The sequence below is a fragment of the Bacillota bacterium genome, assembly GCA_040754675.1.
GTDB lineage: Bacteria > Bacillota > Limnochordia > Limnochordales > Geochordaceae > Geochorda.
This window is the reverse complement of sequence record JBFMCJ010000084.1, coordinates 1-11128: the sequence shown is the minus strand read 5'-3', so window position 1 is coordinate 11128 and position 11128 is coordinate 1. Positions and strand designations below refer to the sequence as shown.

General features: G+C 68.6%; 10 protein-coding genes and 1 riboswitch. Of the genes, 4 read left to right on the top strand and 6 right to left on the bottom strand.

Annotated elements, in window-relative coordinates:
- Nucleotides 1–81: 81 nt before the first annotated feature.
- From AB1609_07020 to AB1609_07010, 3 genes are all read right to left on the bottom strand, one after another.
- Nucleotides 82–1644: an ABC transporter substrate-binding protein gene (locus AB1609_07020; protein MEW6046217.1), complete on the bottom strand. Its 1563-nt coding sequence runs from the start codon at nucleotides 1642–1644 to the stop codon at nucleotides 82–84.
- Nucleotides 1645–1744: 100 nt separating this feature from the next.
- On the bottom strand, nucleotides 1745–2635 hold the full coding sequence (locus AB1609_07015; GenBank protein MEW6046216.1) for an ABC transporter permease: 891 nt from the start codon (nucleotides 2633–2635) through the stop codon (nucleotides 1745–1747).
- Nucleotides 2636–2677: 42 nt separating this feature from the next.
- Nucleotides 2678–3688 (bottom strand): ABC transporter permease, encoded by a 1011-nt coding sequence (locus AB1609_07010; GenBank protein MEW6046215.1) that lies wholly within the window; start codon nucleotides 3686–3688, stop codon nucleotides 2678–2680.
- A 121-nt stretch (nucleotides 3689–3809) separates the two neighbouring features.
- Nucleotides 3810–3946: riboswitch (TPP riboswitch) on the top strand.
- On the opposite strand from AB1609_07010, the gene thiT reads away from it, so the two are divergent.
- Nucleotides 3945–4550, top strand: a complete 606-nt coding sequence (gene thiT, locus AB1609_07005) for an energy-coupled thiamine transporter ThiT (GenBank protein ID MEW6046214.1) — start codon at nucleotides 3945–3947, stop codon at nucleotides 4548–4550. Its footprint overlaps the riboswitch before it by 2 nt.
- A gap of 4 nt (nucleotides 4551–4554) precedes the next feature.
- Here the strand turns inward: thiT and AB1609_07000 are convergent, their stop codons facing one another.
- Together AB1609_07000 and AB1609_06995 are read right to left on the bottom strand one after the other, a co-directional pair.
- A complete protein-coding gene (locus AB1609_07000) occupies nucleotides 4555–5031 on the bottom strand; it encodes an OsmC family protein (protein MEW6046213.1) in 477 nt (158 codons plus the stop codon).
- Between the two features lie 52 nt (nucleotides 5032–5083).
- A complete protein-coding gene (locus tag AB1609_06995) occupies nucleotides 5084–7861 on the bottom strand; it encodes a cation-translocating P-type ATPase (GenBank protein MEW6046212.1) in 2778 nt (925 codons plus the stop codon).
- Between the two features lie 235 nt (nucleotides 7862–8096).
- Here AB1609_06995 and AB1609_06990 point away from each other — a divergent pair, with 235 nt between their 5' ends.
- The 3 genes from AB1609_06990 to AB1609_06980 all read left to right on the top strand — a co-directional run bounded on the left by AB1609_06990 (nucleotide 8097) and on the right by AB1609_06980 (nucleotide 10675).
- Nucleotides 8097–8498, top strand: a complete 402-nt coding sequence (locus AB1609_06990) for a hypothetical protein (GenBank protein ID MEW6046211.1) — start codon at nucleotides 8097–8099, stop codon at nucleotides 8496–8498.
- 64 nt (nucleotides 8499–8562) lie between these two features.
- The gene (locus AB1609_06985) at nucleotides 8563–9411 is read left to right on the top strand and encodes an RluA family pseudouridine synthase (protein MEW6046210.1); all 849 of its coding nucleotides are present in this window, start codon (nucleotides 8563–8565) and stop codon (nucleotides 9409–9411) included.
- A 91-nt stretch (nucleotides 9412–9502) separates the two neighbouring features.
- The gene (locus AB1609_06980) at nucleotides 9503–10675 is read left to right on the top strand and encodes an AbrB family transcriptional regulator (GenBank protein ID MEW6046209.1); all 1173 of its coding nucleotides are present in this window, start codon (nucleotides 9503–9505) and stop codon (nucleotides 10673–10675) included.
- 221 nt (nucleotides 10676–10896) lie between these two features.
- Here the strand turns inward: AB1609_06980 and tatA are convergent, their stop codons facing one another.
- Nucleotides 10897–11076, bottom strand: a complete 180-nt coding sequence (gene tatA, locus AB1609_06975) for a twin-arginine translocase TatA/TatE family subunit (protein ID MEW6046208.1) — start codon at nucleotides 11074–11076, stop codon at nucleotides 10897–10899.
- Between the last annotated feature and the right edge of the window lie 52 nt (nucleotides 11077–11128).

The following is an 11128-nucleotide window of genomic DNA, read 5'->3' as shown; positions in this document are numbered from 1 at the left end:
GGACCCCTCCTGCCGCTGGCGCCGGCCGTCTCTATGCAACTCCCCCGCTTCTTTCGAACGGCCCCCGGCCCTCGCTGCGCCTTACTCCTTGTACAGGAGCCAGGTGCGCAGGTTCATGGACGGGTCGAGGATGATGCCCTTGACGTTGCGCCGGGCGATGGCCAGGTGCTGCAGGTTGTTTTGCCACAGCGGGACCAGGATGGCGCTCTCCGCCAGCTTCTGCTGGGCGTCCACGTAGAACTTGGACCGGATGTCCTGATCCGCCACGTGCTTGGCAGCCGTCAAGAGGCGCACGAACTCCCGGTAGTAGCCCCGGTCGGTCCGGTTGGTCGCCTTGTCCAGGTGCGTGCCCAGCGACCCGGGCGCCTCAGTGAGCCACGGCGCCAGGAAGTTGTCCGGGTCGAGGAAGTCCGGGTACCACCCGAGGAAGAACAAGCCCAGAGCACCCTCGCTCATGCGGCTGACGTACGTGCCCCACTCCAGCGACTGCACGTCCACCTTGACGAGGCCCGTCTGCTCCAGGCTGTCCTTCACCACGGCAGCCACGTCCGCCTCGGTGGTGCCGTAATGGCTCGGCGTGTACCACAGCGTGATGGACAGGGGCTTGCTCTCGCTGTAACCGAGCTGCCTCAGGAGGCCGATGGCCTCCACCAGGTTGCGCTTGGGGAACGCGTCCACGTGGCTCCACATGCCCGCCGGCACCATGCTGTAAAGCGGCGCGTTGAGCCCGCCGAACACGTCCTTCACGATGCGGTCCCGGTCGACGGCAAGGGAAATGGCCTGCCGCACCTTCACGTTGTCAAACGGCTTTTGCGTCACGTTGAAGACCAGGTAGCGCACGGAGAGGCTTCCCTCGCCCTTGATCACCTGGAACCGGGCGTCCTTCTCCAGGCTGGCGATATCCTGAGGGTTGAACGTGCGGAAGCCCACGTCGATCTGCCCCGCTTCCAGGGCCGACCTCAGTGCCGAAGCATCGGCGTAGAACACCTCAATGATTCGCTGGCTCTTGGGCTTGGGCCCCCAGTACCCGTCGTACGCCTCCAGCACCAAGAGCTGGTCCGGGTCGTAGCGAGCGAGCTTGTACGGCCCCGTGCCGGCGTACTGGCCGTTCACGAACTGGTCAGCCGGCATCGACCTGGGGCTGAACGCCATGGAAGGCGCGATCGGGTCGGCCAGGCGGGACAGGAAGGTGGCGTCGCTCTCCTTCAGCGTGATCCGAAGCGTGTACTCGTTGACCACCTCAATCCTGTCGATGCCCTTGATGAGCCCCACGCCACCCTCGGGGCCATCCAGGCGAAGCGCCCGCTCCAGGCTCCATTTCATAGCCTCGGCGTTGAAGGGCGTCCCATCGGTGAACGTGACGCCACGCCGCAGGTAAAACGTGTAGGTCCGGGCGTCCGGCGAGATGTCCCACCGCTCGGCCAGCTGGGGCACGATCCGCGCCGTTTCCGGCTCGGTGGTGACCAGGGCCTCCGTGGTTTGCTGCAGCACGTGCCAGGTCCAGTAGTCGTACGAGTTGGCGGGTTCGAGCTGGGTGACCTTGTCGGTCGTGCCGATGATCACCGTCGAGCGTTGGGCTGCTCCACCCACTTGTGACAGTGCAAGTACCAAAGCCAGGGTCAGAAACCAGAAAAGGCGTCTCACCTTAACCTTTCACCTCCCGGCAAGGCTTGACAGGACCCCCGCTTTTGGGCTTGGGTGCCGGATCTATTCCCCTCTGCATCCCCTCTTCCTGCTTGCGAGTTCAGGGCGTCCACTTGCGCCGCCGCGGGTCAAGCAGGTCGTTGATTCCCTCGCCCAGCATCCCGAAGCCCAGCGAGACGAGGATGATGAAGGCACCCGGGAACGCCACCAGCCACCAGCTGCCGGACTGCAGAAACTTCTGGCCATTTTGAATGTCGAAGCCCCAGTCCGGAGTCGGCGGCGGAAGCCCGAACCCGAGGAACGCCAGCGCTGCCTCGGTGAGGATGGCGTCCGCCACCGTGAACGACGTCACGGCCAGCAGCGACGGCATCGTGAGGGGCGCCACGTGGAGGAAAAGGGTGCGAACCCGCGAGGCGCCCAGGGCCCGCGACGCCTCAACGTGTTCCATCTGCCGCACCTGAAGCGTCTGGCTGCGTGCCAGGCGGAAGTATGTCGGAATGTAGACGATGCCGATGGCCAGGATCATGTTGAGCATGCCGGGCCCCAGCATGGCCACGACCACGATGGCCAGCACGAGGGCGGGGAAGGAGTAAACGGCGTCCATCACGAGCGACAGGACCCGGTCGAGGCCCCCGCCCCAGAAGCCGGAGATCCACCCCAGGGCGGACCCGACGCTGAACGAGACCAGCGTGGCGATGGCCGCGACCATCAGGGGCACCCGGCCGCCGTACAGAACCCGGCTGAACACGTCCCGGCGAAGCTGGTCGGTTCCCATCCAGTGGCCCGGCCCGGGCGAGGCCAGGCGTTCGCCCAACGCCGCGGTGGGCGAATAGGGCGCCAGCATCCCCGCCAGGAGCGTGAGCAGGACCACCACCACCACGATCGTCCCGCCCGCCACCAGCAGGTACCGCCGGCCCAGCCGGCGCAGAGACAGGAGCCCCAGCCCCCACTGCACCGCCGATACGGTCTGCGCGCCGCTCTGGGTGGCCATTGACGAGTGCTTATCCGCCTCCTGCCGCGTGAGTTGGGGCCCTCAGAAGCGCACCCGGGGGTCGATGAGGGGATACGTCAGGTCCACCAGAAGATTCACCAGCGAAATGAACAGGGCGATGAAGACCACGGTGCCCTGGATGGCCGGGAAGTCCCGGTAGTCGATGCTGACCAGGAGGTAGCGGCCGATGCCGGGCCATGAGAAGACCGTCTCCGTAAGGACGGCCCCGGCCAGCAGCAGGGCGAACTGCATGCCGACCACGGTGACGATGGGAATCATGGCGTTGCGCAAGGCGTGAACCCACAGCACCCGCGACTCGTTCAGCCCCTTCGAACGAGCGGTGCGAACGTAGTCGGCGTCGAGCACCTCCAAAAGGCGGGTCCGGCTCAGCCGCCCCACGAGGCCTGAGAGCACGACGCCCAGGGTAATGGCCGGCAGGATCAGGTGGCGCAGCGAGGCCCGCAGCACCGTCCAGTCCCGCTGGAGAATCGCGTCGAGGGCGTAAAAGCCGGTGATGGGCTCAAACATGGCCTGCGTGATCGGGTCGAGGCGCCCGCCCACGGGAAACCAGCCCAGGCGCACCGCGAAGACCATCTGGAGCATCAGGCCCAACCAGAAGATGGGCATGGCGAAGAAGCCCACGTTGGCCAGCCGCATGGCGTGGTCCGCCGCCCGGTCGGGCCGTGTGGCGGCCAGCATGCCACCCGAAAGCCCCAGGGCGAATGCCACGATCATGCCCGATACGGCCAGCTCCAGCGTGGCGGGAAAGCGGGCCATCAACTCCGTGATGACGGGACGGCCGGTGCGCATGGAGACGCCGAAGTCGAAGCGGGCAAGCTGGGCCAGGTACTCGGCGTACTGAACGGCGATGGGCTTGTTCAGCCCCAGGCGCTCCCGGTACTGTTCGATCACCTCAGGAGCGACGTTGCGACCTCCCAGCATGGCCAGGACCGGATCCCCCGGCATGACCCGGAGGATGACGAACATGACCGTGACCAGGATGAGCAAGATGGGTACCATGAGCACGATGCGTGCCGCAATGTAGCGGGCCATTGCCCTGGCCAACCATTCCTGTCATGCGTGCTTGTTGGGGCCGAGTTTTCGCTGACAGAAACGCCGACTCCTGCCGCCCTCGGAGGAGCAGCCCCGAACAGGTCGAATGGGAAACGAAGTCGGCGAGCACTGGGGGAGCCCCTCGCGGGGCTGAGAGTCAGGGCGCCTGGCCGGATCCGGCTGCCGGCCCCGAGTCCTGAGACCCCTCGAACCTGATCAGGGTAATGCCTGCGCAGGGAAAGGAGCTGCCGGATCGATGAGCCACCCGGAATCGAGTCCCTCGTACTGGACCCGCCGCACGCCCACCCAGCTGGTTGCCGAGGGTGGCATCGCGATCGCCCTCTCGTTAGCCCTCAGCTACCTGAAGGTCTTCGAGATGCCCCAGGGTGGGTCGGTTTCGCTGGAGATGGTGCCCCTGTTCGTCATGGCGGCCCGGTGGGGCCTGTGGCCCGGGATGCTGGCCGGTGCCGCATCCGGGGTTCTGCAGGCGCTGGGAGGCGGGTACGTGGTCCACTGGGCGCAGGGGCTGCTGGACTATCCCGTCGCGTTCGGGGTGCTCGGCGTGGCCGGGGCGTTTGCCTCCCCGGAGTTGGGCGTGGTGGCCGGTTCGCTTCTGCGGCTGGCCGCCCACTGGCTCTCCGGGGTCATCTTCTTCGCCTCGTACGCGCCGGCGGGACAGCCAGCCGCCCTGTACTCCCTGATCTACAACGTCGCCTACATGGTGCCGGAAGCTCTTGTCACCATCCTGGTCGTGTATGCGCTGCGCACCCGGACCGCGCTTTTCCGGCGCGCGGCCGCCTCCGCCGCCCACCAATACGGGACGGCCAGCCAGGGCACGCCGGGCGAGAAACAGGACGCCTGAAGGCCTAGGGAACGCCAGCGGATTGCGATGGGGATGAAGCCGGCGCCCCATCGCCGTCCTGGTCCAGGGTCACCGAGTACGTGACGTCGACGCCCGTCCGCAGGGTCGCCGCCACCGAGCAGTACTTCTCAAAGGAGAGGCGCACCGCGTCTTCCACCGCCTTGCGGGGAAGGTTGGCGCCCCGAACCACGTACTCCAACTGAATGGACGTGTAACGGCGCGGGTGCTCCGGGGCACGCTCGCCGTGGATGCGAAGCTCGAGCCCGGTGAACGGCACCCGCTTCTTGTGCAGGATGCTGACCACGTCCATGCCGGTGCAGCCGCCGAGCGCCATCAGCACCGTCTCCATGGGCCCTGGCGCCCGCTGCGGCTCCTCGCTTCCGGGCTCCCGCCCGTCCATCACCAGGAAGTGGTTGGACGGGCCGCGGGCGATGAAAGCCATGCCTCCTGCGTGCCGTACGACAACGTCGATGGCGGCCATGCTCGCTGTGTAGCCCCCTGTCGGTGGATTCTCGACTTATTGTACTGCCAGCTCATCCCCGGCGCAGGCCAGACCGCGCCGCCCGAACGACCCGCTCAGCGGCCTTGACGGTCTCCACCGCCACGACGGGGGCAGCAGAGGCTGCTGCGATCACGGCCCATGCCTTGCCGTCAAGCGGCGCCGATTCGAACGCCCTGGCAAGCGGTGCCCACGTTATCGCGGCAAGCTGCAGCGCAGCCCCCGCGAAGAACGCGCCCACGAGCCACCCGTTGCTGAGCGGCCCGAGGCGGAGCAGCGACTGGGTGGTCGAGCGGAGGTTGAACGAGTGGAACAGCTGCGAGAAGCCGAGGGTTGCAAAGGCCGCGGTGCGGGCCTCTATCGTGGTACGGCCCGTCCGGAGCATCCAGGCGAAGACGCCCAGCGTAAGGCCGCCGAGCAACAGGCCCTGGTAGGCATCCCGCCACGCCATGCCACCCCCGAAGACGCCCTCGTCGCTTTTGCGCGGCGGCCGGCGCATGAGGCCGGGTTCGGCGGGATCGACGCCCAGGGCCAGTGCCGGCAGGCCGTCGGTGACCAGGTTTACCCACAGGATCTGGATGGCCGTCAGCGGCCGGCCCAACCCCGCGACGATGGCGGCGAAGATGGCCAGGATCTCGCTCAGGTTCGCCGAGAGCAGGTAGTGCACGACTTTCTTGATGTTTTCGAAGATGGTGCGCCCTTCGGCCACTGCGGCCACCACGGTGGCGAAGTTGTCGTCGGCCAGCACCATGTCGGCGGCCCCTTTGGCCGCGTCGGTGCCGGTGATCCCCATCGCGGCCCCCACGTCGGCTCGCTTCAGGGCAGGGGCGTCGTTCACGCCGTCGCCCGTGACCGCCACCACGTGGCCGTGGCGCTTGAGAGCCTCGACGATGCGAAGCTTGTGCTCCGGACTCACCCGGGCGTACACGTCCACGCTTTCGACCAGGGCATCGAGCTCTGCGTCGGTCATCTTCTCGAGTTCGGCGCCGGTCACCACCCGGGCCTGTCCGTCGCCGCGCAAAAGCCCGACCTGGGCGGCGATGGCGGCCGCCGTGTCACGGTGGTCACCGGTGATCATGATGGGCCGCACGCCGGCTTCCCGGCTGATGCGTACCGCCTCGGCCGCCTCCGGGCGGGGCGGGTCGATGAGCCCGATGAGGCCGATCAGCACCAGTTCGCGCTCGGCCGTGGCCTCGTCCAGCGCCTCCGGCGGCGACGAGAGCGGCCGGGCGGCCACGGCAAGCACCCGCAAGGCCTGGCGTGCCATGGCGGAGTTCGCATCCAGTACGGCCTGGCGGTGGCGGTCATCGAGCGGCTCGATGCGGCCGTCGCGCAGGATGGCCCGGCAGCGGCCCAGGATGGACTCCGGGCTCCCTTTGGTGAAGAGCAGGAACGGGGCGCGCGACAGTTCCTCGGGCCCAGGCCACTGTGGGCTCCCGGGGGCGTTGCGGTGCACCGTGGACATACGCTTTCGTTCGGAGTCGAAGGGCACTTCCCCGACGCGGGGGTATGCGTGGCGCAGGTCGTCCGGCCACAGCCCCGCCCGAGCAGCGGCAGCGAGCAGCGCCGTCTCGGTTGGGTCCCCGACGGAGCGGAAGCCCTTCCCGTCCTCGCGCCGCTCCAGGCGGGCGTCATTGACGAGGGCGCCGCCGCGCAGGAGCCAGTCCAGGGTGCCATCGGGGTTGTCTCCCCTGGGTTCGAACGACTGCCCGTCCACCCAGGCCTGCACCGCCTCCATCCGGTTCTGGGTGATGGTGCCGGTCTTGTCCGACGCGATGACGGTGGCGGCCCCCAACGTTTCGACGGCGGGCAGGCGGCGCACGATGGCCTGGCGGCGGGCCATGCGCTGCACGCCCAGCGCCAGCACGATGGTCACCACGGCGGGGAGGCCCTCCGGGATGGCGGCCACGGCCAGCCCGACCGATGTCAGGAACATCTCCACCAGCGGCTCGCCGCGCGCGATGCCCACGGCGAACACCACGACCACCACGCCGAGCGCAAGCCCGCCCAGCACCTTGCCGAGCTCGCCCAGGCGGCGCTGGAGGGGCGTGGGCTCGGGCCCGTCCTCCTCCAGCAGAGCGGCGATGCGGCCCATCTCGGTTGCCGGCCCGGTGCCGGTCACGACCCCGACGCCCCTCCCGTACGTGGCCGCGGTGCCCATGTAGGCCAGGTTGAGGCGGTCGGCGACCGGCGTCCCGGCCTCGAACACGGCCCCCGCCTCCTTCCGCACGGGAACCGACTCGCCGGTGAGGGGGGACTCGTCCAGGTGCAAATTGGCCGTTTCCACCAGGCGCAGGTCGGCCGGGATGCGGCTGCCTGCCTCAATGAGCACCACGTCGCCGGGGACGAGTTCGGCCGCTGCGATCTCGATGAGGCGGCCGTCCCGGACAACCCGCGCGGTCGGGTGCATCAGTTCACGCAGCGCCGCAAGGGCGTGCTCGGCCCGGCTCTCCTGGGTGACGCCCAGGACCGCGTTGAGGACGACGATGGCCAGGATGGCGGCGGCGTCGGTAAACTCGCCGAGCGCCACCGAAATTCCGGCGGCAGCGATGAGGATGAGCACCAGGGGCTCTCGGATCTGATCGATGAACATCGCCCACACCGTGCGCCCGGGAACCTCGGGCAGGCGGTTGGGCCCGAGCTCCTGGAGCCGTGCCGACGCAACGGCCGAGGAGAGGCCCCGTCCGGGGTCGGTCCCGAGCCGGCGGCAGACTTCCTCAGCCGGCAGGGCGTGCCACGGCCGGGTTGATGGGGGCGTTGCGGCGGCGGGGGCAGCGGCGGTGGTGGTGCCGATGATAGGTCTTCCCTCCAAGAAGCCTGTCACCACGGGCGCGCAAGGCATGCGTCCAGTGCGCTGCGCCCGTCTCTCAATCTACCACGGGAGCGCCCGCGCTAGCAGCCGGCACGCTCCGCACCGGCCGCTTGCACCTGCCAGGCAGGCCGGATGCTGGGAGAAGGCGTCGCGGCAGGTGGGACCCATCAGACCCGACGACCTTCTGGAGCGGGCAATGGACAGGCTGTTAGAATGAAGCTGGCATGGAAGGACGGTGGCGGCCATGCCGCACATCCTGCGCCGTGTGGAAGAGCCGGCGGACGTTCAGCCGGCCGCGGGGGCCTGGACGCGGCTCGAGAAGCTGCTCATGAAGCGCCGCCGGTCTTCCTCCTCGGAAGCCAGGCCTGCGCACTTCTGGAGCGGCCAGGTCGTCTTGCGGCGGTCCCCCTGGGTCAGCTCCGTACGCGTGCGGCTCATGGAGAGGCGCCTTGCGGACGCGGTCCAAGAGCAGCGCCGGATCGAAGAGATGGAGCGGCGCCGGCGTCTGTTGAGGGAGCAGAGAGAAGCGGAGCGGGAGCCTCTGGACCAGGAAACCCCCGAGCAGGAGCTATGTGAGCAGGAGGCATCCCAGCAGCAACCCGATGCAACCCCCGGGAGCGGCCCCAGGCTCGCGTGATGCCGCAGCCCCCCTCGTTCCCTTCTGCCATCTGACCGCAGACGCGGGCGACGCAGGCCAGACGGTGGGGCAGGTGGTGCGCCGGCGGCTCCACCTCTCCCGCACCCTCTACCGCCGCATCAAGGCCCGGGGCGGGCTCTGGGTCAACGGAAGCCCAATTCCAAGCGACGTGCCTGTGCGCTCGGGCGACCGGATCACGCTCGCCCTGCCGGCATGTGCGCCCGCTGCACCCGAGCCCGTTGACCTCGCCATTGTCTCGGAGGATGAGTGGCTTGTGGTCCTGGACAAACCGGCCGGCCTGGTGGTGCACCCTGCCCGCGGGCACCATGGCGGCACCCTCATCAACGGCATCGTGTACCACCGCTTGCAGCGCGGCGAGCCACCCTGGGCTCATCTGGTTCACCGGCTGGACAGGGGCACCTCGGGCCTCATGCTGGTGGCAAAGAATCCGCATGTTCACGAGCTTCTGGCTCCGCACCGGCCGGCTGGCCGGGCGAGGCTGGGGCGCAGCTACGTAGCGCTCGTCGAAGGGCACGTGGCGGCGGTCAGCGGGGTCGTTGCCATTCCCATTGACGAGCCGCCCGATGAACCCGGCGGCGGCGCGGCGCGGGCCGCCTCGCCCTCCGGACGACCTTCCAGAACGCGATTTCGAGTGGCGTGGCGGGGTTCGATCGGGGAGAGGCCGGTGACGTTGGTCGCCCTTCGTCTGGCGAGCGGCCGAACCCACCAGATCCGGGTGCACATGGCGCATCTCGGCCACCCGGTAGTCGGTGACGCGTTGTACGGCCGCGGACAGGCTCTCCCCGGGCGGCCGTGGCCGGCGCTCCACGCCCGCAAGCTGTGGTTGGTCCATCCCATCAGCCGGAAACGCTTCGTGTTCAAGAGCCCGGTGCCTTTCCCGCCGCTCACCTGAACTCGCGCCCGGGACCGGTGGCCGGCAATGAGGGAGTGAAGGTCGTACGTTTCGTCGCATCCCTTGGCGTGGTTTGAGCACCGCCGCCGCTGTGGCATTCGGAGGCATCGTCGCCCATCGCATGGGGGTCCCGGTGCCCTGGCTTGTCGGTCCGGTGGCCGTCTCTCTCGGGTTCTCGCTCACCGGAAAGCCCCCGTCGGTTCAGCCGGGCCTGCACCGCCTCGCCCAGGCAGCCATCGGGGTCAACGTGGCGGGAGGTTTCAATCCGGATGTCATGCAGGAACTTCTCAAGATGTGGCCGGCTGCCCTGGCAACGGCTCTCATGACCTTCACGCTGGGGCTTGTCACCGGCCTCCTGCTTGCACGGGTTGCCCGGGTAGAACGCAGGACGGCCGTCCTCGGCTTCGTTCCTGGTGGCGCGTCGGGGATCGTGGCGGTAAGCGGAGGCCTGGGAGCGGATCCGCCGGCGGTAACCGTGGTGCAGTACGTGCGTCTGATGACGGCTCTACTGTCGGCCCCACTGCTGGTGGCTGCGTTTGGCCATGCGACCTCGGGGGCGCCCGAGGCGACGGTCCCCGTCGCGCCCGCCGCAGCAAACACGCCCGCCGTTTGGGCAGGCCTTGGTGTAACGCTGGCCTCGCTCGCCACCGGGCTCCTTTTGGCGACTTTCATCCGCGTCCCGGCCGGGCCCGTGATTCTGCCGATGGTCATCGCTGCCGGCCTCAACGGGGCCGGCCTTCCCCACCAGGCTCTGCCGCCATGGATAACCAATGCCGCCATGGCGGTGCTCGGCACCTGGGTTGGCACGCAGTTCCGGCGGGAAGACGTTGGCCGCTACCTGGCCTTATCTGTGTGGGCCGCGGTTCTCTCGTCCGGGCTGATCGGCGGGTCCATGGCGGTCGGATGGGCTCTGTACCGGCTGACGGGCTTGCCCCTGCTGGTGGCCATGCTCGCAACAGCCCCCGGCGCGCTGGAGAGCATGGCCGCCGCCGCTTTGGCCACCGGGGAGCAGCCAGGCATCGTCGTGACGTTTCACGTCGTGCGCATGGTGGCTACCCTCGCTCTGGGGCCGGCCCTGGCTTCCCGGCTGCCGGCCGCACCCGCTGCTCACCTCCACCGGAGAGCCGAGGATGGCGATGGGAGCCGTTCGCAACGATGCGCAGGACGAACGCCGGCAGCCCGATGGCGAGCATGCCGCAGACGCCCGCCAGGGCCCCGTGCCCCTGGGCGGCCGCCGGGAAGGTGCCGTGTTGGAAGCAGTTGACGGCCGGAGGGTTGATGAAGAAGCTCAGCACGCCCGCGCCGACCAGGTTTCAGAAACCGGTGGCCGTCAGGAACCAGAAGGCCGTCCGGTAAGCGAAGGGCCACGGCCGGCCGGGCTCCAGGTACTCCCGGCCCTGTTGGCCGATCCGCCCCTACAGCCCTTCCCCGGCAGTCCCGTTAACGGCAGGGGGCATGAGGCCGGTGCTCCTGCCGCTGCTCCTGTTACTGCCGGTTCTCCTTAGGAGCCTCAGGCTGCTCCTGGCGCGAGGGGTTGATCGACTCCTTGAACTCCCGGAAGCTCTGGCCTACCGCACGCCCAAGCTGCGGCAGCTTCCCGGGGCCAAAGATGATGAGGGCCAAAAGCAAGATGACCAGTAGCTCGGTCGGCCCGATGTTCGGCATAAGCTTCCCCTCTTTTCTGGCCCCAGCATATCACAGCCACGACATACCCGTC